This is a genomic window from Xanthobacter autotrophicus (genome assembly GCF_005871085.1).
Lineage (GTDB): Bacteria > Pseudomonadota > Alphaproteobacteria > Rhizobiales > Xanthobacteraceae > Xanthobacter > Xanthobacter autotrophicus.
The window spans coordinates 247,022-271,598 of record NZ_VAUP01000031.1 but is presented as its reverse complement, the minus strand read 5'-3'; the positions used below and the strand labels follow the sequence as shown (position 1 = coordinate 271,598).

The window sequence follows — 24,577 nt, the reverse complement described above, 5'->3', positions numbered from 1 at the left end:
GGCCTCAGCCCTGGCCGGCGGGCAGGTGGACGACGAGGCCGTCCAGCGCGGGCGCCACCTTCACCTGGCAGGAGAGGCGGGAGCTGTCGCGCACGTCCTCGGCGAATTCCAGCATGTCGCGCTCCATGCCGGCGGCCTCGCCCGCCGCGGCGCACCACTCGGGGTCCACATGCACGTGGCAGGTGGCGCACGAACAGGCGCCGCCGCATTCGGCGACGATGCCCGGCACGTTGGCGCGGCGGGCGCATTCCATGACGCTGAGCCCGTTCTCCGCATCGATCTCGATGCGCTGGCCGGCGGGCGTGACGAAGGTAATCCGGGTCATCGGGGCTCCCCGTGGATATTGGTTCTTGCTTGAGGGCAGGCTCAGGCGCCGCAGCCCATGCCGCCGGAGACGCCCAGCACCTCGCCGGTGACGAAGGAGGCGCCCTCGGAGGCGAGGAAGGCCACCGCCGCCGCCACTTCCTCCGGCTCGCCGATGCGGCGCAGAAGGGTGAGGGCGGCCATATCGGCGAGGATCGTCTCGCCCACCTCGGCCACCGCGCGCTCCACCATGGGGGTGCGGATGGGACCCGGCGCCACGGCGTTGGCGATGATGCCGTAGCGGGCATTCTCGCGGGCGATGGAACGGGTAAAGCCGATCAGCCCCGCTTTCGCGGCGGCATAGACGGCGCCACCCTTCGAGCCGAGCCGCCCCGCCTCGGAGGCGACGTTCACCAGCCGGCCGTAGCGCGCCGCCTGCATGGCCGGCAGCGCGAGGCGGGTGAAGAGAAAGGCGGTCTCAAGGTTCACCGACAGCAGGAAGCGCCAGTCTTCCGCCGTGGTCTGCGTGAAGAAGGCGTGCTGGTCAGCGCCGATATTGTTCACCAGCACGTCGAACGGGCCGTGGGCGGAAAACAGCGCCTCGGCCGCCGCCGCATCCGTGCCGTCCATGTGCACGAAGGCGGCGCCGCTCGCGGCCGCGAGCGCCGTGCCGGTTTCGGCGTCGCGGTCGCAGAAGACCACGTTGAGGCCGTCCGCGCCCAACCGTTTGACGATGGCGGCGCCGATGCCGGCGCCACCTCCGGTGACGAGCGCGCGGCGCCCGGGAGACGCCGTGCTCATCGGCCGGTGAAGACGGGCTTGCGCTTCCCGATCACCGCGGCGAGGCCCTCGCGGGAATCGGCGGTGAAGGAGAGTTCGGAGACGGTGCGCGCCTCCTCCGGCAACGCCCGCTCCACGTCCAGCGCGTTCCACAGGAGACGCTTGGTGGCCGCGAGCGCCAGCGGCGCGCCGGAGGCATAGAGGCGCGCGGCCTTCTTCGCCTCGGCCTGAAGGGCGTCGTCGGGCACGCATCTGGTGATGAGGCCGATGGCCTGCGCCTCCGCCGCATCCACAATGCGGTTGGAGAGCATGATCTCCGCCGCCCGGCGGAAGCCGACGAGATGCGGCAGGATCACCGAGGAGCCCGCGTCCGGCGCCATGCCTACGCGCGTGGCGCCGGCGAGGAACTTCGCGCCGGCGCCGGCGATCACGACGTCGGAGGCGCAGACGAGGCCGAGCCCGCCGCCGCCCGCGGCATAGCCGTGGACCTCGGTGACGACGACGGCTTTCAGGCGGATGAGTGCGCCGATGGCGACCTGCAGATAGGCCGTCACCTCGCGCAGGAAATCGCCGAGCGCCTCGCCCTTGGAGGCGAACTCGCGCACGTCGCCGCCGGCGCAGAAATTGGCGCCGGCGCCGCGCAGGTGCAGCACCCGCACGTCCGGCGCGCGGTGCACCACCATGATCGCACGGTACAGCGCCTGCATGAGTTCGATGTTCATGCCGTTGGCCGAGCCGGGACGGTTCAGCGTGAGGGTGGCGACGCCCTCCGCATAGTCGAGCAGGACCGGCCCTTCGCCGATCCAGCTCTCGGGTGCAGGCGCATTATTGGCCGCGGGCGCTTGGGAAGAGGCCGCAGGCGCTTGGGAAGAGGCCGCAGGCGCTTGGGCAGAGGCCTCGGAAGTGCTGTGTGTCATGGAAGGTCTCAGACCAGGAAGGAGAGGGTGAAGATGGGCTTGTTGTTGTTCACGAGCGCGATCTTCTTGCGCACCAGCCGGAAGCCGCCGTCCACCATGCGCAGGCGATAGGTGTTGCGCGCCGCCCACAAAGTATCGCCGCGCAGATTGTCCTCGTAGATGAGGACGTTGGCACGCACCTCCACCTCGTTGCCGCGGACTTCGGCGATCTCGATATTGGAGATGACGCGGGCCAGCTCCGAACGCGGGGTCTGGGTGTGGCGGCGCCCGGTCTTGAGCTGGCGGATGCGCACGCCGATGCGCGAGCGGTTATCGTAAAGTACCGACATCTCCTTCTCTGGGTCGGTGTCGTCGCCATTGGCGGGGACCCAGTAGATGGCGTCGTCCGTCCACAGCGCCTCCCACCCGTCATAGTCGTGGGTGTCGGCGAGGCGGGCCTCCAGATAGAGGAACTGCGCCACCTGGTGGTGGAGCGCCACGGCATCGGTTGCCGCAAGATCGGGAGCGGATACGTCCGCGAAGGATTGGGCGAGCGCGGTCATCAGCGGGCCTCGGTCATCAGGTTGAGGTAGTGGCGCCAGATGCCGCGCTGCGGCGTCTCGTCGGTGGAATGGGCGATGCGGAAACCATTGTCGTCGAGCCGCTCACGGTGCAGGCCGCGCGAGAGCACCAGCCATTCGGGATCAAGGATCTGCGCGCCGCGATGGTTGCGCTCGTACATCTCGGTGTCGTCGGCGAGCAGCAGGCCGGCGGGGCCCACCGACCCCATGGTCTGCTGGCGCAGGCGCCGGTTGATGTCGGGCGCGCCCTTGAACTGCACGGCGGTGACGTGCTGGACGGTTTCGTCCACCGCCACCGGCTGCAGCACGAAGATCTGGATCTCGGCGATGAACAGGTTCGGGAAGATCATGACGTGCGGCGAGCCGTCGATCATGATCTGGCGGGCGCGCTCCTCGCCATAGCCCGCGTTCATGGCCTTCACGTACTCGGGCAGGCGCTCCGGCGTGGTGCCGAACCACTGCAGCGGCTTGTCGTTCTTGCGCCATTCGGGGCGCAGGTCGAACTCGGTATGGCCGTTGCCATAGTCGCGGGTCAGGGCGGTGGAGTCCGAGCCGTAGAGGCTGCCGATGCCCGAGCTTGTCACCTGGAAGACCGAGCCGTGGACGAAGCCGGGGTGATAGCCGTCGGTCTCGTTCTCCAACATGAACTTCCAGTTGGCCTTGGTGCGGTGCTGGAGAAAGCCCGCGGTCAGCTCCAGCTCGCCGGTGGGCGAGTTGTCGAGCAACTGGTCGAGCGCCGCCTTGGCGCCACCGAGATGCTCCTCCAGGGAGATGCCCTCCGCCGCCATCGAGCCGAACACGAAGCCACGATAGATGGCGATGCGCGGCACCTTGCCGAGGTTGAGGCCGGCCTTGCTCTGGCCCTCGTAGCCGTCCGGCAGGGCATAGCCCATGAGGTCGCCGGTGTTGGAGAAGGTCCAGGAGTGGTACGGGCAGGTGAAGCTGGTGCGGTTGCCCTTCTGGTAGGCGCACAGCTGGTTGCCGCGATGGGGGCACTTGTTGAGCAGGAGGCGGACCTCACCTTCCTTGTCACGCACCATCAGCACCGGCATGGGGCCGATCGACTTGGTGACATAGTCGTTCTTGTTGGGGATCTCGCTGGTGTGACCCACGTATACCCAGGTCTTGTACCAGATCTTCTCCAGCTCTTCCTGGAAGATGGCCGGATCGTAATAGAGCCGGCTGTTGATGCGCGCGGGCTCGATGAGCGCGCGGTAGTCGCGCGCCCCGGCGGAGGCTGCGGCTTCGGACACGGCGGCTTGCGGCATGGCGGTCCACCCCTGAGGTTGTGTTGGATTGTTGGAAAATTAATCGAACGATTGGTCTAAATATTCCTTCGTCCTTGGAACCTGTCAAGCGCCGTCCACGCCGCGTGGACGCAAATTTTCTCGCCGACCATGTTCGGCAGGCCCTCAGGTCGCAATGGATTATTGCGTTGATCAACCTTGCACGTCCGCTCCAATGACGTTGCGTACGGGCAACGCAGATTCTGGTGGAAATGGGATTTGATCTGAATTAAAAAGACCGAACGATCTAACGATAATAGATCGAAAGCGTGATGCCCCCCGCTTTCCATCCGCAGGCTCTCCAGCGCTGGAGACGTGATGGCGGCCCGGCGGCGTCACCATCAAGCCTGGGGAGGACACATGAAGAGGATTGTGACGGGCGTGGTCGCGCTGGCCCTGATGGCCACCGCCGCCAGCGCCGACATCAAGATCGGCGCTATCGTCTCGGAGACCGGCCCGGCTTCCTCGCTCGGCGATCCCGAGGCCAGGACCATCCGCATGATGGTGGAAGAGCTGAACACCAGGGGCGGCATCAAGGGCGAGAAGCTGAAGCTCGTCCTCTATGACGACAGCGGCGACCCCTCGAAGGCCAAGACCTTCGCCACCCGCCTCGTGGAGGACGACAGCGTCGTCGCCATGGTCGGCGGCACCACCACCGGCACCTCGCTCGCCATCCTCGCAGTGGCCGAGGAGAGCAAGGTGCCCTTCATCTCGCTCGCCGGCGCAATCGAGATCATCGATCCGGTCAAGCCCTATGTCTTCAAGACCCCGCACACCGACCGCATGGCGTGCCTGAAGATCTTCGAGGACATGAAGAGCCGCGGCCTCGTCAAGATCGGCCTCATCTCCGGCACCGACGGCTTCGGCGCCTCCATGCGCGCCCAGTGCCTCACGGTCGCCAAGTCCTCCGGCATCGAGATCGTCGCCGACGAGACCTACGGGCCGAAGGATGCGGACATGACCCCGCAGCTCACCAACATCCGCAACAAGCCGGGCATCCAGGCCATCCTCAACTCGGGCTTCGGCCAGGGGCCGGCCACCATCACCCGCAATTACGCGCAGCTCGGCATCACCTTGCCGCTCTACCAGTCCCACGGCGTCGCCTCCAACGCCTTCATCGAGCTTTCCGGCGCCAAGAATGCCGAGGGCGTGCGCCTGCCCGGCACCGCGCTGCTGGTGGGCGAGCTGCTTGATCCGAAAGATCCGCAGAAAGCGGTGGTGCTGGCCTACAAGGCGAGCTTCGAGAAGGCGGCCGGCGGCGCGCCGGTCTCCACCTTCGGCGGCTATGCCCACGACGCCATGCGCATCCTCACCGGTGCCATCGCCAAGGCGCCATCCGCCAAGCCGGCGGCGATCCGCGACGCCATCGAGGCCACCACCGGCCTTGTGGGCACCACCGGCACGTACAATTACTCGAAGACCGACCATCTCGGCCTCGATCTCTCCGCCTTCCGCATCCTCGAGATCAACAACGGCGGCTGGAAGTTGGTGCAGTAGGCCGGCGACCGGCGCGGTACCTTCTCTATCCAGGGATTCTTCGCCTCCGGCCCGCGGGCGCCCGTTCACGGGTGGCCGCGGGAGCGGCGGCGGACACCAAGACAAGCCGCCCCCCAAGGACGCATCGCGTCCGCCGGGCAGGCGCGGCCCCCCTTCCACACAGCGTGAGACGGTCTTCGCCGCTCCCTCCGGGTCCGGCCCGCCGCCTCGAACCGCCCGCGGGGAGCGAGCGAACATGTCCGATCTGCTGCAGTTCCTGGCATCCGGGGTCACGGTGGGCGCGGTTTATGCGCTCGTCGCCCTCGGCTTCACCATCATCTACAACGCGTCCGACGTGGTGAACTTCGCCCAGGGCGAGTTCGTGATGCTGGGCGGCATGATCTCGGTGGCCGGCGTCGCCGCCGGCCTGCCGTTGCCGCTCGCCGCGCTCATCGCCATCGCCGTCACCTCGGCCATCGGGGTGGCGCTGAACACCTTCGCCATCGAGCCGGCACGCGGGGCGCCGGTGGTGTCGCTCATCATCATCACCATCGGCGCCTCCATCTTCATCCGTGGCGTCACCCAGATCGTGCTCGGCAAGGGCACGCACCGCCTGCCGTCCTTCTCGGGCGACGAGCCGCTCCACGTCTTCGGCGCCACCGTGCTGCCGCAGAGCCTGTGGGTGACGGCGGGGGCGGTGGCGATCTTCGTTGCGCTGTGGCTGTTCTTCACCCGCACGCTCACCGGCCGCGCCGTGCTCGCCACCTCCAACAACCGGCTGGCGGCGCAGCTCGTGGGCATCAACACCCGCTTCGTGATGACGCTCTCCTTCGCCCTGTCCGCGGCCATCGGCGCGCTGGCGGGCGTGCTCATCACCCCGATCCTGCCGACCAGCTTCGAGGTGGGCATCTCGCTGGCGCTGAAGGGGTTCGCCGCCGCCATGCTCGGCGGCATGGGCAGCCCAAAGGGGGCGCTGACGGGCGGCCTGCTGCTCGGCCTCATGGAGGCGCTGACGGCGGGCTACATCTCCTCCCACTACAAGGATGCGGTGGCCTTCTTCGTCATCCTCGCCGTGCTGTTCGCCTTCCCGCGCGGCCTCTACGGCAGCAATCCGACGGAGCGCGTGTGACCATGCGGCTCTCGTCCAAGCAGTCCACCTTGCTGGTGCTGGCGGCGCTGATGATCATCAGCCCGTTCTTCTTCCCGTCCAATTATTACTATCGCGTCGGCTCACTGGTCTTCGTCAACGCCATCGCGGTGGTGGGCATCGTCATCCTCACCGGATATGCCGGGCAGATCAGCCTCGGGCATGCCGGCTTCGTGGGCATCGGCGGTTACGCCTGCGCGCTCCTGCCGGTGCACCTCGGGGTGCCCCCCGCGTTGGCGGTGGTGCTCGGCGCAGTGCTCTCCGGCGCAGTCGCCTATGGGGTGGGCCGGCCGATCCTGCGGCTGAAGGGCTATTACCTCGCCGTGGCGAGCCTCGGCTTCGGCGTGCTGGTGGCCATGGTGCTCGCCAACGAGGGCTGGCTGACCGGCGGGCCGGACGGCATCAAGGTGCCCGACCCCGGCCTGCGCGCGCTGCTGGAATCGCTCGGCATCACATTGACCAACCCGCAGTTCTGGTATGCCTTCTGCGGCCTCGTGCTGTTCGTCGGCGCCTGGCTGGCGCTGAACCTGCACGACAGCCCCACCGGCCGCGCGCTCAGGGCGCTGCACGGCTCGGAGGTGGCGGCGCGCACCGCCGGCGTGGACGTGGCGAAAGCGAAGCTGAATGCCTTCGTCATCTCCGCCGTCTATGCCTCGGTCGCCGGCTCGCTGCTGGCGTTGCAGAACCGGCTGATCACCCCGGACGTGGCCGGCTTCATGCACTCCATCGAACTCGTGACCATGGCGGTGCTCGGCGGGGCAGGCTCGGTGCTCGGCGGCATCTTCGGCGCCGCCCTGCTCACTTTGCTGCCGCAGGTGCTTACCGTGCTGCAGGATTATGAGCACGTGGTGCTGGGCCTCGTGATGATGCTGGTGATGATCTTCCTGCCGGCGGGGCTCATTCCGAGCGCCCGGCGCCTTCTGCGGGGGAGGGGCGAATGAGCCTGCTTCAAGTGGAGGGCCTCGGCATCTCCTTCGGCGGCGTGAAGGCGGTCAACGACGTCTCCTTTGCACTCGACACGGGCAGGATCGTCTCCGTCATCGGCCCGAACGGGGCCGGCAAGACCACGCTGTTCAACATGATTTCCGGTGTCTACCTGCCGAAATCAGGAAAAGTGCTCCTCGATGGCGAGGACGTGACCGGCCTGCGCCCGGACCTGCTGGCCGGGCGAGGCATGTCGCGCACGTTCCAGAACCTGCAGATCTTCCACGAGATGAGCGTGCTGGAGAACGTCATCGTCGGCTTCCACATGCATGAGCGCGGGCCTGTGCTGTCCGACCTGCTCGGTCTTCCCGGCTCGCGGCGGCGCTCGCGCGCGGCGGCGGAGGGTGCGCGCGTCCTGTTGGAGCGGGTGGGGCTGGAACGGGCGGCGGAGCGCGAGGCCGGCGCCCTCTCCTATGGCGCGCTGAAGCGGCTGGAGATCGCGCGGGCGCTTGCCGCAGGCCCCCGCGTGCTGCTGCTCGACGAGCCCGCCGCCGGCTGCAACGCGGTGGAGACCGAGGAGATCGACCGCCTTATCTGCGAGGTCGCCAGGACTGGCGTCGCCATCCTGCTGGTGGAGCATGACATGAAGCTGGTGATGCGCCTCTCGGACACCATCGTTGTGCTGGACCATGGCGAAAAGATCGCCGAGGGCGATCCCGCCGTGGTGAGCCGCAACCCGAAGGTGATCGAGGCCTACCTCGGCGCCGGCACCACGGAGGCGCTCCATGCTCACGGTTGAGGGATTGCGCTCGCGCTACGGCCGCATCGAGGTCTTGCACGGCGTGGATCTGTTCGTCGGCTCGGGCGAGATCGTCACCGTGGTGGGGGCCAACGGCGCGGGCAAGACCACGCTGCTGCGCTGCCTCTCCGGGGTGCAGCCGGTGTCGGGCGGCGCCATCACCTTCCGCGGCGAGGCGATGACCTGCGTGCCGGCCTATCGGCGCGTCGCGCGCGGGCTGGCGCAGTCCCCGGAGGGCCGGCAAATCTTCACCAATCTCAGCGTGGAGGAGAATCTGCGCCTCGGGGCCTTCATCTTCGCCGATGAGAGGGTGGAGCGCGACATGGCGGACGCCTTCGCCATGTTCCCGATACTCAGGGAAAAGCGCAACCAGCTCGCGGGCGGCCTTTCCGGCGGGCAGCAGCAGATGTTGGCCATCGCCCGCGCCCTCATGGGCCGTCCCGCCTGCCTGCTGCTGGACGAGCCCTCCATGGGCCTTGCGCCCATCCTGGTGGCGCAGATCTTCGAGGTGGTGAAGGCGCTCAAGGCCCTCGACGTGACCGTGCTGCTGGTGGAGCAGAACGCCTTCGGCGCGCTGTCCGTCGCGGACCGCGGCTACGTCATGGAGACCGGCCGCGTCACCATGGGCGGAAGCGCGGACGAACTGATCGCCGATCCCCGGGTACGTGAAGCCTACCTCGGCATCTAGGCTCCGCCCTCCACGATACGCAATTGGGGTGGCTCCTGAAGCAGACCTTCCCAAAGGTCCGCTGCTGTGAAGGGCTTCGGAAGCCGACCCGATCACGGCAGGGCTAAACCAGCGGGCCGGCGTCGGAATGCCTCAAGGGCCGAAACCACGGTCCGACGTGCGCGACGGTCAAGGTCTTCGCGGTGCTATGGCGATTTGAGGAAGCAGAAGATGGGTGGCGAAGGGTGTGCGTGGAGAAGCCCTTGTCGAGCCTGGCGGATGGGCCTTGGCCCGGCTGACCCGACTGCTGCCATGATCTGCATGTTTGAGTCGCGGCCAGCACGACGAGACCGCGTGGGCGTTCCCGGCTTTGGTGCATGGCAAGCCCCTCGCAGTGAAGCCCGAGCTTGCCAGCCGCGCCAAGTGACGGCAATCTCCGCTCCGCGAGAGGATCGGCGCGTGTATGCCGGCGTATTTTCGCGTCGGGCAACAGGACATGGGAAGCTGCGAAATCATGATCATGGACGATGGGAATGCCGCGGCTGGCGAGACTGACGAGGTCGCCGTGCCTGGGCTCCGGTCGGGGTCTCTCAGCCGCCGGTCATTTCTGGTCGGCTCTGCCCTCGGTCTCGGCGCGCTGGGGCTGGCCGGTTGCGCGTCATCCGATGGCATGAGCCTCGCCGAGGCGGAGAAGCTCTACGGGCCGGTCCCCACCGAGAAGTTTCCGATCCCGGGGGTCGATGTCAACAAGGTCAATCCAAAATATTTTCGCCGGACAGTGAGTTACGAAACCAAGGAAGCACCGGGCACCATTATCGTCGATCCCGGCAATTACTACGTTTACCGCGTCGAGGACGGCGGATCCGCCACCCGCTATGGGGCTAATGTCGGCCGCGCCGGGTTCCTGTGGAGCGGTGACGCGTATGTCGGGCGCAAAAGCGAATGGGCGACCTGGACCCCGCCCAAGGAGATGATCCAGCGCCAGCCCGAGGTGGCCAAATATGCCCGCGGCATGCCGGGCGGCCTCGACAACCCCCTCGGCGCCCGCACACTGCATCTCTATCAGAACGGCACGTACACGCTCTATACAATCTACGCCACCAGCGATCCCGAGTCGATCGGCTCTGGCGTTACAAGCGGTTGTGTCGGCCTTCTCAGTCAGGACATGATCGACCTTTATGCACGAACCCCAGTCAAAACCAAGGTAGTCGTCCTGCCGGCATAGCAACGCCCGGTTCCGGCTCCCGGTGGCACCGGTTCAGACCATGCAGAAAACAGGCGCATTCCCAGAATCTGGCGATTGGGCCTGTAGCGATCCCGGAAGGTCGCCGATCCAACTGCAAGTTCCCCGCATCGCTGCACAGGCGGCGGGGCTGCGCAGGTGGTCCTGACGCAGTTTGTGTTGGACCAACGAAAGCGCGGCGCCGTCGGAAGCCCCATCAGAGGCCCCCGTCAGTGTGGACAATCCGATAGGCAACGTCACCGCCCAGCGCGGGTTGCTCACCCGGCGCGCGACGACGGACAGCGCGCACGATGACGACAAGTCGAATTTCGGTCGATGGAGTTAGGCCCCAATGGGTCGCCGATCGGGGTGAAGCCCTTCCGTTTGAGCGGCCAATCATCCGCACGGTCCGGGAACATTCGTCCGCAACCCGCGTCACACGGTAGCGCCCGCAGTGAGGCCGGCACCCGCGGCAATCCAAAATTCTATATATTTTTCAAAATCATAATTGATTTCTGGCGGAGAGGGGGGGATTCGAACCCCCGATACGGTTGCCCGTATGCCGCATTTCGAGTGCGGTGCATTCGACCACTCTGCCACCTCTCCGCGAGGGCACGGCGCGGGACGCCGGGCGTGTGGTTCTGCGCTTCTAGCGGACCGGAAGCGCGACGACAAGCCGTCCGATGACATCGCAGGTCATGTCCCCACAAGCCCGCCGACGGGCACATCGGCGACCGGCCACCGCCACCCGCCGGCGCAGGGTGGGGTGCTGGCAGGCGGCACGCGGGCGGTGCTGCATCCGTCGCGGGGATACCCACGGCCGGTGAGCTTGACTCATGGGCCGTGGGTCAAGTCCCCCGCCGCGCCTGAGCGAGCCATTTGGAGTGGACCGCTTTGGCCTCGGTCAACCACAAGAGGCCGATGGCATGACCCGTTCTTGGTGCCCTACACCGCCTTGAGATGCCGCAGCGGGCGGCCGGGCGAGATGGCCTGGGCGGCGGCGACGATGGCGGCGGTGTCGAGGCCGTAATGGGCGTAGAGGTCGGCCAGCGTCCCGGTCTGGCCGAAATGCTCCACGCCCAGCGCGCGCAGGCGATGGCCCGCCACCGCGCCCAGCCAGCCCAATGTCGCCGGATGGCCGTCGATGACACTCACGATGCCGCAATGGCGGGGCAGCGGCTCCATCAGGCGCTCTGCATGGCTGGTGGCGCCGGCAAAGCCGCGCTCGCGGGCGCGGGCGGCGGCGGTCCAGCCGGCGTTCAGCCGGTCGGCGGAGGTGACGGCGAGCAAGCCCACGTCGCGCCGGTCCTCGGCGATGAGGGCCACCGCCGCGATGGCCTCGGGGGTGACGGCGCCCTGCACCGCCACCACCAATTCGCAATTGGGGCCGGGCTCCCGCAGCCAATAGGCGCCATCCACGATGCCGCGCTTCTGCGCCTCGGTCAGCACCCGCTTCGGCTGCTCCAGCGGGCGGGTGGAGAGGCGGAAATAGACCGAGCCGCCGGTCTCGTCGCGCAGCCAGTTGCGCTCGTCGCCTGCCCCCTCCCCGTCGCGCTGCACATAGTCGAAGGCAAATTCCATCAGCACCGCCAGTTCGTCCACGAAGGCCGGCTCGAAGGCGGCGAGGCCGTCCTGCGCCATGCCGATGAGCGGGGTGGAGATGGACTGATGCGCCCCGCCCTCGGGCGCCAAAGTGATGCCGGAGGGCGTCGCCACCAGGATGAAGCGGGCGTCCTGGTAGCAGGCATAGTTCAGCGCATCGAGACCGCGGCAGATGAAGGGATCATACAGCGTGCCCACCGGCACGAGGCGCGCGCCGAACAGGGAGTGCGACAGGCCGAAGGCCGAAAGCGTCAGGAACAGGTTCATCTCGGCGATGCCCAGTTCCACGTGCTGGCCCTTGGGCGAGAATTCCCAGGCGAAGGTGGAGGGGATGCGCTCGCGCTTGAACACATCCGCCAGCGCCGCGTGGGCGAACAGGCCGCGCCGGTTCACCCATGGCCCCAGATTGGTGGAGACGGTCACGTCCGGCGAGGTGGTGACGATGCGGTCGGCGAGCGCGCTCTCGCCCTTGGCCAGGTCCTGGAGGATGAGGCCGAAGCCCGCCTGGGTGGAGATCACCGGATTGGGCGGCGGCGCCAGGGCCGGGACAGTGAGGGCGGGGTCGGTGAAACGGCGCGGGCCGCCCTGCGCGAACGGCACGCGGTTAAGGAAGGCGGCAAGCTCGCCCGCCGGGCGCTTCAGGCCCTCGAAGGGCTCCCATTCGCGGCCCTCGCCCACCCCCATGGCGGCGCGCAGGGCGTCCATCTGGGCGGGGGTCATGAGGCCGGCGTGGTTGTCCTTGTGGCCAGCCAGCGGCAGGCCGAAGCCCTTCACCGTGTAGCACAGGAAGGCCACCGGCCGGTCGTGGTCGATGGCGTCGAAGGCTGCGATGAGGGCGGCGATGTCGTGGCCGCCCAGATTGGTCATGAGGGCGGACAGCTCGGCATCCGAGCGCCGGGCGATGAGGGCGGACACCTCCCCCTGATCGCCGAGGTCGTCCATCAGCCGCTTGCGCCAGGCCGCGCCGCCCTGGAAGGTGAGTGCGGAATATTCGGCATTGGGGCAGGTGTCGATCCAGCTTTTCAGGGCAGCCCCGCCCGGCTCGGCGAAGGCGGCCTGCTGGAGGGTGCCGTATTTGAGCAGGACCACCTGCCAGCCCATGGCCTCGAAGATGCCGGTGAAGCGCTCATAGAGGCCCTCGCGCACCACGCCGTCGAGGCTCTGGCGGTTGTAGTCGATGATCCACCAGGTGTTGCGCACCTCGTGCTTCCAGCCCTCCAGCAGGGCCTCGAAGACGTTGCCTTCGTCCAGCTCCGCATCGCCCACCAGCGCGATCATGCGCCCCTTCGGACGGTCGCCGGCGAGGCCGTGGGCGTGCACGTAATCCTGCGCGAGGCTCGCAAACAGGGTCTGCGCCACGCCGAGGCCGACAGAGCCGGTGGAGAAATCCACGTCGTCCGCGTCCTTGGTGCGGGAGGGGTAGGACTGGGCGCCCTTGAAGCCGCGGAAATGCGCCAGCCGGTCGCGGGTCTGGCGGCCGAACAGATACTGGATGGCGTGGAAGATGGGGCTGGCGTGGGGCTTCACCGCCACCCGGTCCTCCGGGCGCAGCACGTGGAAATAGAGCGCGCTCATGATGGCGGCTAGCGAAGCGGAGGAGGCCTGATGACCGCCCACCTTCAGCCCGTCGCTGCTCGGGCGCAGGTGGTTGGCATTGTGGATCATCCAGCTCGCCAGCCACAGCACCTTGCGCTCCAGCTCGGCGAGGATGGCAAGGTCTTCCGCGCTCGGCGGCGCCGGGCGCGGGCGCAGGGGGGCGGAGAGTGCCGAGGGAGCGGGCGGGTGCGCGGTGTGGCGATCCATGTGGCGGTCCTCGAAGGGCGTTTTTTGGGGCGCGCTTCGAGCCGGCGCGCCGCTGACGCACAGTCTAGCGCGAGCCGGCCGGCAGGTTCGCTCAAATCCACATTAACACGGGACCAGTTGAGGCATATCCTGCCAATATCCGTCGCCTTTGGAGCGGAAACGTGCGCCTTGATGCCATCGACCGTAAAATCCTCGCCGCCCTCCAGCGCGACGGGCGCATGAGCATCGCGGATCTCGCGGACGAGGTGGGCCTCTCCCCCTCGCCGTGCCTGCGGCGCGTGCGGGCGCTGGAGGAGGACGGGCTCATCTCCCGCTACGTGGCGGTGTTGGACCAGCGCAAGGCCGGGCTGCCGGTGAGCGTCTTCGTCTCCATCAAGCTGGAGCGGCAGAAGGAGGAGGCGCTGGACGCCTTCGCCGCCGCCATCCGCACATGGCCGGAGGTGCTGGAATGCTATCTCATGACCGGCCAGCGGGATTACCTTTTACGGGTGGTGGCGGCGGACCTCGATGCCTATGAGAGGTTCCTGAAGCAGAAGCTGACCCGGCTGGAAGGGATCGCCTCCATCGAAAGCTCGTTTTCGCTGGAGCAGGTGAAATATTCCCACGTCCTGCCGCTGCCCTGAGGGCGCGCGGACGGCATCAACTCGGTCGGCAACACGGCAAGGAGGAACCCCATGAGCGTGCGCGTCGGCATCGGCGGATGGACGTTCGAGCCCTGGCGGGGCGTGTTCTATCCCGAAGGTCTGGTCCAGAAGAAGGAGTTGCCCTTCGCGGGCGAGCGCCTGAAGACCATCGAGATCAACGGCACCTTCTATCGCACGCCCTCGGCCAAATCCTGCTCCGAATGGGCGGGGCAGGTGCCGGACGGCTTCGTCTTCGCCCTCAAGGCGACCCGCTATGTCACCCATCGCCGGGTGCTGGCGGAGGCGCAGGAGAGCGTGGCTAAGTTCATCGCCAGCGGCATTGTCGAGATGGGCGACCGGCTCGGCCCCATCAACTGGCAGTTCGCCGCCACCAAGGCCTTCGACCCGGAGGATTTCGCAGCCTTCCTCGCTCTGCTTCCGGAGAGCCACGAGGGGGTGAGGCTGCGCCACGCGGTAGAGGTGCGGCACCCCTCGTTCGCGGTGCCGGACTTCGTGGCGCTGGCGCGCAAGCACAAGGTGGCGGTGGTCTATGCCGACCACGACGACTACCCCGCCATCGCCGACATGACCGCCGACTTCACCTATGCCCGCCTCCAGCGCACGCGGGAGGAGGTGGAAACCGGCTATGATGATGCCGGGCTGGACCGCTGGGCCAAGGCTGCCCATGACTGGGAGAAGGGTGCGATCCCGGAAGGCCTGCCCACGCTCGCGCCGGCGGCGAAGGCCGGCAATGCCAGCCGCGACGTGTTCATCTACCTGATCAGCGGCGCCAAGGTGCGCAACCCGGCCGGGGCCATGGCCCTGCAGGCGCGGATCGATCACGATTGACCTTGATCAACGCCGTATTGCTGCACCGCCGTACGTTGTATCTTCAAGTCCGCCCCGAAGCCCCGCGGGAGTGGCCTGCCGTTGCATCCCCTTGCCGGCACCTTTCCGCAGGACCTTCCGCGGGCGCGTCTGCACGCCGAAAAGGTGTCCTTTCATGAAGCGCACGCTTGTCATCCTGCTGGCTCTCCTTGCCGTCGTCGGCGCAGGCGGAGCGGGCGCCTGGTACATGGCGAGCCGCAGCCGCGCCCTGCCGCCGGGCTTCGCCTATGGCAACGGCCGCATCGAGGCGACGCAGGTGGACGTGGCCACCAAGGCCGCCGGCCGGGTGCTCGACGTGCTCGCGGAGGAGGGCGACTTCGTTCACCAGGGCCAGGTGGTGGCCCATATGGATGTGGCGGAGACCGCCGCCGCCCTGCGCACCGCCGAGGCGCAGGCGAGCCAGGCCCGCCAGTCCCGCGATACCGCCACCCATGTGGTGGAGCAGCGCAAGGGCGAGCTGGACCTCGCCGCCAAGGAGCTGGAGCGGCAGGAGACCCTCGTCACCAAGGGCTTTGCCACCGAGCAGAAGGTGGATCAATACCGCACCACCAAGCTCACCGCGCAGGCGGCGCTGGCCGCCGCGCAGAGCAGCCTTGCGGCCAGCGAATCCGCCATCCGCGCCGCCGAGGCGGAGGTGGAGCGCCTGACCCGCATGGTGGAGGACGGCACCCTCACGGCGCCGAAGTCCGGCCGCGTCATCTACCGTCTCGCCGAGCCCGGCGAGGTGCTGGGCGCGGGCGGCAAGGTGCTCACCTTCATCGACCTCTCCGATGTCTACATGACCATCTTCCTGCCCGCCTCGGACGCCGGCGCCATCACCCTCGGCGCCGAGGCGCGCCTGCTGCTGGAGCCCCTGCCCGACCGCGCCGTCCCGGCCGCCGTCTCGTTCGTGTCGGCGCGGGCGCAGTTCACCCCCAAGCAGGTGGAAACCCAGCGCGAGCGCGACCGCATGATGTTCCGCGTGAAGCTGCGCGTGGCCCGCCCGCTGGTGGAAAAATACCTGGAGCAGGTGAAGACCGGCGTGACCGGCGTCGGCTACGTGCGGATGGATCCCAAGGCCCAGTGGCCCTCCTGGCTCCAGTCCGACCTCGTGACCGAGGCTGCCCAGTGAGCGAGGAGCCGGTGCGCGAGGTGATGGCGGGTGCTGCCTTGCATCTCGCAGGCATCCGCCATCTTTATGGCCGCACCCTCGCGGTGGACGGGCTCGACCTCACCATCGCGGAAGGCGCCTCCGTGGCCCTGGTGGGACCGGACGGGGTGGGCAAGTCCACCCTGTTGGGCCTCATCGCCGGGGCCAAGCGCATCCAGCAGGGCAAGGTGGAGGTGCTGGGCGCGGACTTCTCCGACAGGCGCGCCCGCGAGGCGACCCAGCCGCGCATCGCCTTCATGCCGCAAGGGCTGGGGCGCAACCTCTATCCCAACCTCACGGTGGCCGAGAACATCGCCTTCTTCGCCCGCCTGTTCGGCGAGGAGGCCGGCGCCAAGGGCGCCCGGGTGGCACCTTTGCTCGCCGCCACCGGCCTTGACCCCTTCGCCGACCGGCTCATGCGCAAATTGTCCGGCGGCATGAAGCAGAAGCTGGGCCTGTGCTGCGCGCTGGTCCACGACCCCGACCTGCTGCTGCTGGACGAGCCCACCACCGGCGTCGATCCTCTCTCGCGCCGCCAGTTCTGGGATTTCATCGAGACCATCCGCGCCGCCCGCCCGGGCCTGACCCTGCTGGTCGCCACCGCCGACATGGAGGAGGCGGCGCGCTTCGAGCGCGTGGTGATGGTGGATGCCGGCCGCATCCTCGCCGACGGTAGCCCCGCGGAGCTGCTGGCCCGCACCGGCCAGCCGAACCTGGAGCGCGCCTTCATCTCGCTCTTGCCGGAAGGCCAGCGCGGCGACGGCGACGGCACGGAGCACATCGAGGCCATCGCCGCCGACGCGCCCATCGCCATCGAATCGCGCGGCCTCACCCGGCAGTTCGGGGATTTCGTCGCGGTGGACCATGTGAGCTTCAAGATCCGCAAGGGCGAGATCTTCGGCTTCCTCGGCTCCAACGGCTGCGGCAAGTCCACCACCATGAAGATGCTCACCGGTCTGTTGCCTGCTTCCTCCGGCGAGGCGCTGCTGTTCGGCGTCCAGGTGGACCCCAGCGACATCGAGACCCGCCGGCGCGTGGGCTATATGAGCCAGGCCTTCTCGCTTTATGGCGAACTCACGGTCCGCCAGAACCTCGACCTGCACGCGCATCTGTTCTCCCTGCCGGAAGAAGACGCACACCGGCGCATCGCCGAGCTGGTGCGCGCCTTCGACCTTGCCAGCCACCTCGACGCCCTTGCCGACGGCCTGCCCCTGGGCGTGCGCCAGCGCCTGTCGCTGGCGGTGGCGGTGCTGCACGAGCCGGAAGTGCTGATCCTCGACGAGCCGACCTCGGGCGTGGACCCGGTGGCCCGCGACAATTTCTGGGACCATCTTCAGCGCCTGTCGCGGGAGGACGGCGTCACCATCTTCGTCTCCACCCATTTCATGGGCGAGGCGGAGCGCTGCGACCGCATCTCCTTCATGCATGCGGGCAAGGTGATCGCCACCGGCACGCCGCAGGCGCTCAAGGACGAGAAGCAGGCGGCGACGCTGGAGGCCGCCTTCATCGCCTATATGGAGATGGGCGGCCGGGCGGCGCAGACCGACGCTCAGCTGCCACCCCCGGCGCCGAGAGCCACCGGCAAGCCCGCCGGCTTCTCCCCGCGCCGCCTCGGCGCCTATGCCTGGCGCGAGACCCTGGAGCTGAAGCGAGATCCGGTCCGGCTCGCCTTTGCCCTTCTGGGCACGGCGTTCCTCATGATCATCTTCGGCTACGGCATCACCCTCGACGTGGACAAGCTGCGCTTCGCCGTGCTCGATCGCGACCAGACGCCGGAAAGCCGGGCTTATGTGGATGGCTTCGCCCACTCGCCCTATTTCGTGGTGCAGCCGCCTCTGGCCAGCCCGGATGACCTCGACCGGCGGCTGAAATCCAACGCCATCGCCTTCGCCATCGAGCTGCCGCCGAATTTCGGCGCCGATCTGCGCTCCGGACGGCCCACCGAGGTGCTGGTGACCATCGACGGCGCCATGCCGTTCCGCGCCGAGACCATCCAGGGCTATGTGGCCGCGGTCCACGCCATGTTCCTGTCGGACGTGGCGCAGCAGGCGGGGCGGACCCTGTCGACAGCGGCGACGCTGGAGATGCGCTACCGCTACAACCAGTCGTTCCGCAGCCTCGACGCCATGGTGCCGGCCACCATCGCGCTCATGCTCATCTTCATCCCGGCCATCCTCACCGCCCTGGGGGTGGTGACGGAGAAGGAGCTGGGCTCCATCACAAACCTCTACGTCACGCCGGTCACCAAGCTGGAATTCCTGCTGGGCAAGCAACTGCCCTATGCGGGGGTGGCCTTCTTCAACTTCGTCGTCATGGTGCTGATGGCGCTGTTCCTGTTCGGGGTGCCGCTGAAGGGCTCGTTCCTCGGGCTGGCTTTGGGGGCGCTCGCCTATGTGCTAGCCACCACCGCCATAGGCCTGGTCTCCTCCACCCTCACCAACACCCAGGTGGCGGCCCTGTTCGGCACCGCCATCGGCACCATGATGCCGGCCACCCAGTTCTCCGGCATGATGCAGCCGGTGGCGACGCTGGAGGGCGGGGCGTGGGTGCTGGGCACCTTCTTCCCCACCACCTATTTCATGCGCATCAGCGTGGGCGCCTTCACCAAGGGGCTGGGCTTTTTCGAACTCCTGCCCTTCGTGCTCGCCACCGCCGCCTTCTGGCCGGCGCTGCTGGCGCTGGCCTTCCTCATCCTGCGCAAGCAGGAGGTCTGACATGGTCGCGCCCTCCCCTCCCCTTGCCAAGGCTCCTCCCCGCTGGCTCGCCTTCCTCGGCAATGTGCGCGAGCTGGCGGTGAAGGAGCTCATCAGCCTGTGGCGCGACCGCTCGCTGCTGGTGCTGGTGGCCTATGCCTTCACCCTCGCCATCGTGCTCCAGGCCAACGGCATGAAGCACGACCTGAACCGCGCCACGGTAGGCGTCGTGGACGAGGACAATTCCGCCCTCTCCAACGCCATCCTCGACGCCCTGCTGCCGCCGCGCTTCCAGCGGCCGGTGCCGCTCGCCCCGCAGCAGGTGGATCCGGGCATGGATGCGGCCCGCTACACCTTCGTCATCAACTTTCCGCCGGACTTGCAGTCGGACGTTCTGGCCGGCCGCGCGCCTTCGGTGCAGCTTCTCATCGACGCCACGTCCCTGATGCAGGCGGGCCTCGGCGCCAACGACATCTCCGCCATCTTCCAGGAGGAGGTGAACCGCTTCGTGCTGCGGCATTCGGAGGGGGTGGCGAGCCCGGTGGAGCTTCAGGTCCGCATCGCCTTCAACCAGGGACTGGAATCCTCCTGGTTCACCGGCACCATGGGGCTCATCACCAACATCACCATGCTCTCGGTGCTGCTGGCCGGCGCCGCCCTGATCCGAGAGCGCGAGCACGGCACGCTGGAGCACCTTCTCGTGCTGCCGGTGCACCCGTCCGAGATCATGCTGGCCAAGATCCTCGCCAACGGCGCGGTCATCCTCGCCGGCTCCGCCTTCAGCATCGTGGTGGTGCTGAAATGGGGGCTCGGCATGGGGATCGCCGGCTCCATCCCGCTGTTCCTCGCGGGCACGGCGCTCTACCTGTTCTTCACCGCCTCGCTCGGCATCTTCCTCGGCACCCTGGCGGGGTCCATGCCGCAGTTCGGGCTGTTGTTCTTCCTCACCGTGCTGCCCATGAACATGCTGTCCGGCGGCTTCACGCCGCTCGAAAGCATGCCGCAATGGCTGCAGGTGGCGATGCAGGCCTCGCCCTCAACCCAGTTCGTGGCCTTCGCCCAGGCCATCCTCTATCGGGGGGCGGGGCTCGAGACGGTGTGGCCGCGCTTTGCGGCCACCTTCGGCATGGGCGTGCTGTTCTTCGCCGTGGCGCTGGTGCGTTTCCGCACCTTCCTGGCCGCCCAGCAATGAGGCCGGCGCTGGCCGAAGACAGGGGCCGCCGCCCGGCTCAGATATAGTCCACGAAGGAGGACAAAGCTTCCCGCGAGAGGTCGCGCATCTCGGCGAGGGTGTAGGTGTCGAGCACGGTGCCGATGGCGTCGCGCACCTGCACCATGAGCAGGCGCACCTCGCAGGTGGCCACGTCGCAATCCTCGCACGGCTCGTAGGCGTTGCGGCTGGCGCAGGGGAAGGGCGCCAGCGGCCCGTCGAGGGCGCGGATCATCTCGCCCACCACGATGTCCTCCGGCGCCTTGGCGAGGCGGTAGCCGCCGAGCTTGCCCTTCTTGGAGGACAGGAAGCCGGCGTTGCGCAGTTCGCCAAGGATGACGTCGAGGAACTTCTTCGGGATGTTGTTGGCCTCGGCGATATCGGCCACCTGTGTCGACCCGCCCGGCGGCAGGCGGGCCAGGTGGACCGCGGCCTTGAGACCATACTTTCCTTTTTTCGTCAGCATTCTGCGCCCTCTTTCGGGCTTATGCGGATGTGCACGGCCGCAGTCAACCGGCCGGAGCCTGTAAAATCAGCGAACGACAGCGGGAGGCGGCGCATCAACCCTCCTGCGGGGCGTCCTTCAGCTCATGGCGCGCCATCAGCGGGGCTTGGGCCATGGCGAAGGCGAAGGTGAGCGGGAGGTAGCCGAAGGTCTTGAAGGCGACCCAGGTGTCGGTGGAGACGGTGCGCCACACGATCTCGTTCAGCACCGCCATCACGAGAAAGAACACGCCCCAGCGGATGGTGAGGACCCGCCAGCCCTCGTCGGTCAGCTTCACCATGCCGTCGAAGACATAGGGCAGCAGCGGCTTCTTGAAGTAGAGGCCACCCAGGAGCAGAACGCCGAACAGGGCATTCACCATGGTGGGCTTGAGCTTGATGAAATGGTCGTCCTGGAGCCACAGGGTGAGGCCGCCGAACACCATCACCACCAGCGCCGACACCAGCGGCATCACCGCGATGCGCCGCGCCAGCACCCACATGGCGGCCAGCGCCGCCAGCGTTGCCACCATGAACGCGCCGGTAGCCACATAGATGCCGCCGTAGCCGTTGACGACAAAGAACAGCACCAGGGGACCGATTTCGAGGCCGATCTTGAGCCAGGGGCTCATCTTGGGGCGGGCGGGGGCGGTGGAGTGCGTCATGACCGGGCCGGTGGGAGGAAGGCGCGCCGGTTCACCGACGCCACGCGCTCCCATGTGGCGCTTGCGGGCGGCACAATCAAGAACGTTGGCGCTTGCGGGCGGCACAATCGAGCGGTTCGTCGTATTCCGCAACCCTAACGCAGCGGCCCGAGGCAGGCCGTCAACTCGGGCCCCTCCCGGGGCACCCGTGCCTGGAGCCGGGCGGCGAGACGCTCGAGCCCGGGGGAGGGATTGCCCGCATTGCGCCTTCGGGGGTTGGGCAGCGTCACCGCCAGCAGGGCCGCCTGCCGCGCATCCACCCGCGCCGCCGGAATGCCGAAGGCCCGGCGCGCCCCCGCCTCCACCCCGAACTCCCCGTTCGGCCCCCATTCGGCGATGTTGAGATAGATCTCGATCAGCCTCCTTTTGCTCACCACCAGGTCCAGCCACAGAGCGAGCGGGATCTCGAACGCCTTGCGGATCAGCGCCCGCCCCGGCCACAAAAACAGGTTCTTGGCGATCTGCATGGGAATGGTGGAGGCGCCGCGCGCATCCTCCAGCTCGTCCGCCTTGTCGATGGCGGCGCGCATCTCGTCGAGATCGACGCCCCAATGGCTGCAGAAGCTCGCATCCTCCGAGGCGATGACGGTGCGCACCAGCACCGGGGACATCTGCTCGATGGGGGTCCAGACCCGCTCCACCCGCTCGCCCTGAACCCATCGCAGCAGCATGAGGGCGGAGACCGGATTGACCACGTTGTAGGCGAGGGACAGGACCAGCGGGATGGCGGCGAGAGCCAGCAGCACGCGCAGCACCAGAGCGACCATCAAAATCCTCCCTCGCCCGCCGGGCGCGGCCAATCGGCTTGACCCGGCCTTCTGGTTGGGGCACCCGGTGGCCCCCGTCAACGGCGCGCCCGGCCTGGGCGTTCCCTCCCGCCCCGTTTGTGGCCCGCAGGTCTCGGCCCGCTGGTCTTGGCCCGTTTGCCCAAGGTGACCCGATCGTGACCCTTTCCCTCAAGGACCGGCTCGACGCCTCCGCCACGGCCACCGAGACCCGCCTGGCCCTCGCCCTCGCCGACGCCGCGCTGCCCGGCGAGCGGCTGCGGCCCGAGCGGCTGATGGCCGCCATGCGCCACGGCGCGCTCGGCGGCGGCAAAAGGCTGCGGCCCTTTCTGGTGATCGAAAGCGCCGCTTTGTTCGGCATCCCGGCCGATCAGGCGGTGACGGCGGCCACCGCGATCGAGTGCATCCATTGCTATTCCCTGGTCCATGACGACCTGCCGGCCATGGACGACGATGATCTGCGCCGGGGCCGGCCCACCGTGCACCGGGCCTATGACGAGGCTACCGCCATTCTCGCCGGCGACGGCCTGCTCACCCTCGCCTTCGACCTGCTGGCGGGGGAGGACGCCCATCCCGATGCCGCCGTGCGCATCGCTTTGGTACGGGCGCTGGCGCGGGCGGCGGGCATCGGCGGCATGGTGGGCGGGCAGATGCTGGACCTCACCGCCGAGGGTCGCTTCTCCGGCGGCGCCCCCCTTGCCCTTGCGGAAGACGCCATCCGCGACCTCCAGGCCATGAAGACCGGCGCGCTTCTGGCGGTCTCCGTGGAGGCCGGCGCGCTTTTGGGCGGTGCCACGGCGGACGAGCGCGCGGCGCTCCTGGCCTACGGCCGGGCGCTGGGCGCCGCCTTCCAGATCGCCGACGACATCCTCGACGTGGAGGGCACCGCCGAGGAGGTGGGCAAGAAGGTGGGCAAGGACGCCGCCGCCGGCAAGGCGACCCTGGTCTCCCGTCTCGGCCTGTCGGCCGCCCGCACCCTGCTCGACCGGCTGGTGGCGGATGCCGCCGCCGCCCTCGCCCCCTTCGGCGCGCGCGGCGCGGTGCTGGCCGAGGCCGCCTTGTTCGTGGCGAACCGGCGGAACTGAGCCCCCCTGCCGCGCGCGCCCCCGTTCCCCCGTTCCCGCGCGCCCTGCCGTGCGCGATCATGTGACGGTCGTGCCCATCAGGCCGGTTCAACCGGGACCGATCCGGCCCTATGGTCACGTCCGAGACGGACAAGGCCGGACCATCGTGATGAACCGCCGCAAACTGCTCGCCCGGGGGGCCGCGCTGGCCGCGGTGCCCCTTGCCGGTCCCTATGCCGCCCTGGGGCAGGCGTCGGAGAGCGATGTCATCATCATCGGTGCCGGTGCGGCGGGCATCGCCGCGGCCCGCCGCATCGCCGAGGCCGGGCGCAGCTATGCGCTGATCGAGGCCTCCGGCCGGGTGGGCGGGCGCGCCTTCGCCGACACTTCCATCTTCGGCGTCCCGTTCGATGTAGGCGCCCACTGGATCCATACCCCGAGCCTGCATCCCCTGTCCGCCTTCGGCCGGGCGGCGGGCCTCGACCTCTATGGCGCGCCCCACCACGGCCGGCTGTTCATGGACGGCGCCGAGGCGGGCGAGGGCGAACGCGCCGACTTCTTCGCCGCCGTGAAGCGGGGCGAGCGCGCCATCGTGGCCACCGGCGAGGCCGGGCGGGATGTTCCCGCCGGCCGGGTGCTGCCGAACCTCGGCGACTGGGCGCCGAGCGCCCGCTTCGCGCTGGGGCCGTTCTCCTGCGCCAAGGAGCTGGACCAGGTTTCCACCGTGGATTTTTCCCGGTCCGAGGAGAAGGACGAGGACGAATTCTGCCGGCAGGGCTTCGGCACCCTGGTGGCCAAGCTCGCCGCACCCCTCAGCGTGCGCCTCAACACCGCCGCCAGCACGGTGGACTTCAACGGGCGCCTGGCATCGGTCGCCACCGATCGCGGCACCCTGAAGGGCCGCGTGGTCATCATCGCCGTGCCGCCCAGCGTGATCGCCGCCGGCACGCTGCGCATCCTGCCGCGCCTGCCGGAGCGCGTCCGCACGGCGGTCGAGACCATCACGCTGGGCACCTACGACCACATCGCCTTCGAGCTGCCGGGCAACCCCGCCGGGCTGAAGGCGGACGAACTCGTCTACTTCAAGGTGGACGGGTCACGGGCCTACGGCCTCCTCGCCCGCATCAACGGCGGCAGCCTCCACAGCCTGGAGGTGGCCGGCGCCGTCGCCGCCGACCTCGCCAACGGCCCGCCGGAGGCCGCACGCGCCTTCCTCATGGCGGCGCTGACTCATGAATTCGGTGCCCGCACGGCGGCGAAGGTGGGCAAGGTGCACGCCACGCGCTGGAGCCGCGAGCCTTGGGCGTTGGGCGCCTTCACCTGCGCCCTGCCCGGTTACGCCCATATGCGCCGGGCCTTCATGGAGATCGTCTCCGACCGCCTGATTTTCGCCGGCGAGCACGCCCATGAAAGCCTGTGGGGCTCGGTCGGCGGCGCCTGGCTCTCCGGCGAGCGGGCCGCCAAACAGGCGCTGGGCGTGCTGGGGTAGGCCCGTCCGCCGGAGGACAAGGA

Annotated in this window: 22 protein-coding genes and 1 tRNA gene; 13 read left to right on the top strand and 10 right to left on the bottom strand. The window is 68.4% G+C overall.

Features of this window, described 5'->3' with window-relative positions; all coding sequences use genetic code 11:
* Positions 1 to 4: 4 nt before the first annotated feature.
* Genes FBQ73_RS15260 through FBQ73_RS15240 form a run of 5 tightly spaced genes read right to left on the bottom strand, consistent with a single transcriptional unit; the run spans position 5 to position 3,828 of the window.
* A complete protein-coding gene (locus FBQ73_RS15260) occupies positions 5 to 325 on the bottom strand; it encodes a 2Fe-2S iron-sulfur cluster-binding protein (RefSeq protein WP_138400338.1) in 321 nt (106 codons plus the stop codon).
* A 41-nt stretch (positions 326 to 366) separates the two neighbouring features.
* On the bottom strand, positions 367 to 1,104 hold the full coding sequence (locus FBQ73_RS15255) for an SDR family NAD(P)-dependent oxidoreductase (protein ID WP_138400337.1): 738 nt from the start codon (positions 1,102 to 1,104) through the stop codon (positions 367 to 369).
* Positions 1,101 to 2,000, bottom strand: a complete 900-nt coding sequence (locus FBQ73_RS15250) for an enoyl-CoA hydratase/isomerase family protein (protein ID WP_138400336.1) — start codon at positions 1,998 to 2,000, stop codon at positions 1,101 to 1,103. Before FBQ73_RS15250 ends, FBQ73_RS15255 begins: the two co-directional genes overlap by 4 nt.
* An 8-nt stretch (positions 2,001 to 2,008) precedes the next feature.
* The gene (locus FBQ73_RS15245; protein WP_138400335.1) at positions 2,009 to 2,542 is read right to left on the bottom strand and encodes an aromatic-ring-hydroxylating dioxygenase subunit beta; all 534 of its coding nucleotides are present in this window, start codon (positions 2,540 to 2,542) and stop codon (positions 2,009 to 2,011) included.
* Positions 2,542 to 3,828 (bottom strand): aromatic ring-hydroxylating oxygenase subunit alpha, encoded by a 1,287-nt coding sequence (locus FBQ73_RS15240; protein ID WP_138400334.1) that lies wholly within the window; start codon positions 3,826 to 3,828, stop codon positions 2,542 to 2,544. The genes FBQ73_RS15245 and FBQ73_RS15240 overlap by 1 nt, the downstream gene beginning before the upstream one ends.
* A gap of 378 nt (positions 3,829 to 4,206) precedes the next feature.
* Here FBQ73_RS15240 and FBQ73_RS15235 point away from each other — a divergent pair, with 378 nt between their 5' ends.
* The 6 genes from FBQ73_RS15235 to FBQ73_RS15210 all read left to right on the top strand — a co-directional run bounded on the left by FBQ73_RS15235 (position 4,207) and on the right by FBQ73_RS15210 (position 10,084).
* The gene (locus FBQ73_RS15235; RefSeq protein WP_138400333.1) at positions 4,207 to 5,343 is read left to right on the top strand and encodes an ABC transporter substrate-binding protein; all 1,137 of its coding nucleotides are present in this window, start codon (positions 4,207 to 4,209) and stop codon (positions 5,341 to 5,343) included.
* Positions 5,344 to 5,578: 235 nt separating this feature from the next.
* A complete protein-coding gene (locus tag FBQ73_RS15230; RefSeq protein WP_138400332.1) occupies positions 5,579 to 6,451 on the top strand; it encodes a branched-chain amino acid ABC transporter permease in 873 nt (290 codons plus the stop codon).
* A 2-nt stretch (positions 6,452 to 6,453) separates the two neighbouring features.
* Positions 6,454 to 7,410 carry a branched-chain amino acid ABC transporter permease gene (locus FBQ73_RS15225; protein ID WP_138400476.1) on the top strand — a complete coding sequence of 319 codons (957 nt, stop codon included), beginning with the start codon at positions 6,454 to 6,456 and terminating at the stop codon, positions 7,408 to 7,410.
* Positions 7,407 to 8,192 carry an ABC transporter ATP-binding protein gene (locus FBQ73_RS15220; protein WP_138400331.1) on the top strand — a complete coding sequence of 262 codons (786 nt, stop codon included), beginning with the start codon at positions 7,407 to 7,409 and terminating at the stop codon, positions 8,190 to 8,192. Before FBQ73_RS15225 ends, FBQ73_RS15220 begins: the two co-directional genes overlap by 4 nt.
* Positions 8,179 to 8,880 (top strand): ABC transporter ATP-binding protein, encoded by a 702-nt coding sequence (locus FBQ73_RS15215; protein ID WP_138400330.1) that lies wholly within the window; start codon positions 8,179 to 8,181, stop codon positions 8,878 to 8,880. Before FBQ73_RS15220 ends, FBQ73_RS15215 begins: the two co-directional genes overlap by 14 nt.
* A 493-nt stretch (positions 8,881 to 9,373) precedes the next feature.
* A complete protein-coding gene (locus FBQ73_RS15210) occupies positions 9,374 to 10,084 on the top strand; it encodes a L,D-transpeptidase (protein WP_210236791.1) in 711 nt (236 codons plus the stop codon).
* Between the two features lie 513 nt (positions 10,085 to 10,597).
* On the opposite strand, the gene FBQ73_RS15205 is transcribed toward FBQ73_RS15210, so the two are convergent.
* Both FBQ73_RS15205 and FBQ73_RS15200 read right to left on the bottom strand, forming a co-directional pair.
* Positions 10,598 to 10,687 (bottom strand) — tRNA-Ser (locus FBQ73_RS15205).
* 339 nt (positions 10,688 to 11,026) lie between these two features.
* Entirely contained in the window at positions 11,027 to 13,486 is a 2,460-nt protein-coding gene (locus FBQ73_RS15200) for a transketolase (RefSeq protein ID WP_138400329.1), read from the bottom strand.
* A gap of 161 nt (positions 13,487 to 13,647) precedes the next feature.
* On the opposite strand from FBQ73_RS15200, the gene FBQ73_RS15195 reads away from it, so the two are divergent.
* The 5 genes from FBQ73_RS15195 to FBQ73_RS15175 all read left to right on the top strand — a co-directional run bounded on the left by FBQ73_RS15195 (position 13,648) and on the right by FBQ73_RS15175 (position 20,011).
* Positions 13,648 to 14,109: an Lrp/AsnC family transcriptional regulator gene (locus FBQ73_RS15195; protein ID WP_011995891.1), complete on the top strand. Its 462-nt coding sequence runs from the start codon at positions 13,648 to 13,650 to the stop codon at positions 14,107 to 14,109.
* Between the two features lie 51 nt (positions 14,110 to 14,160).
* Positions 14,161 to 14,958 carry a DUF72 domain-containing protein gene (locus FBQ73_RS15190; protein WP_138400328.1) on the top strand — a complete coding sequence of 266 codons (798 nt, stop codon included), beginning with the start codon at positions 14,161 to 14,163 and terminating at the stop codon, positions 14,956 to 14,958.
* Positions 14,959 to 15,112: 154 nt separating this feature from the next.
* A complete protein-coding gene (locus tag FBQ73_RS15185) occupies positions 15,113 to 16,108 on the top strand; it encodes an HlyD family secretion protein (protein WP_138400327.1) in 996 nt (331 codons plus the stop codon).
* Between the two features lie 23 nt (positions 16,109 to 16,131).
* Entirely contained in the window at positions 16,132 to 18,840 is a 2,709-nt protein-coding gene (rbbA, locus tag FBQ73_RS15180) for a ribosome-associated ATPase/putative transporter RbbA (protein WP_138400474.1), read from the top strand.
* Position 18,841: 1 nt separating this feature from the next.
* On the top strand, positions 18,842 to 20,011 hold the full coding sequence (locus FBQ73_RS15175) for an ABC transporter permease (RefSeq protein WP_138400326.1): 1,170 nt from the start codon (positions 18,842 to 18,844) through the stop codon (positions 20,009 to 20,011).
* 37 nt (positions 20,012 to 20,048) lie between these two features.
* Here FBQ73_RS15175 and FBQ73_RS15170 read toward each other — a convergent pair whose 3' ends face one another.
* The 3 genes from FBQ73_RS15170 to FBQ73_RS15160 form a co-directional block, all read right to left on the bottom strand.
* Positions 20,049 to 20,495: an RrF2 family transcriptional regulator gene (locus FBQ73_RS15170; RefSeq protein WP_138400325.1), complete on the bottom strand. Its 447-nt coding sequence runs from the start codon at positions 20,493 to 20,495 to the stop codon at positions 20,049 to 20,051.
* Between the two features lie 94 nt (positions 20,496 to 20,589).
* Positions 20,590 to 21,177: a septation protein A gene (locus tag FBQ73_RS15165; RefSeq protein WP_138400324.1), complete on the bottom strand. Its 588-nt coding sequence runs from the start codon at positions 21,175 to 21,177 to the stop codon at positions 20,590 to 20,592.
* A gap of 134 nt (positions 21,178 to 21,311) precedes the next feature.
* Complete coding sequence (locus FBQ73_RS15160) at positions 21,312 to 21,983, bottom strand: biosynthetic peptidoglycan transglycosylase (protein ID WP_138400323.1); 672 nt, start codon at positions 21,981 to 21,983, stop codon at positions 21,312 to 21,314.
* 176 nt (positions 21,984 to 22,159) lie between these two features.
* Between FBQ73_RS15160 and FBQ73_RS15155 the strand changes: the two genes are divergently transcribed.
* Both FBQ73_RS15155 and FBQ73_RS15150 read left to right on the top strand, forming a co-directional pair.
* Positions 22,160 to 23,086, top strand: a complete 927-nt coding sequence (locus FBQ73_RS15155; protein WP_138400322.1) for a polyprenyl synthetase family protein — start codon at positions 22,160 to 22,162, stop codon at positions 23,084 to 23,086.
* A gap of 148 nt (positions 23,087 to 23,234) precedes the next feature.
* Positions 23,235 to 24,554 (top strand): flavin monoamine oxidase family protein, encoded by a 1,320-nt coding sequence (locus FBQ73_RS15150; RefSeq protein ID WP_246089721.1) that lies wholly within the window; start codon positions 23,235 to 23,237, stop codon positions 24,552 to 24,554.
* Positions 24,555 to 24,577 lie beyond the last annotated feature (23 nt).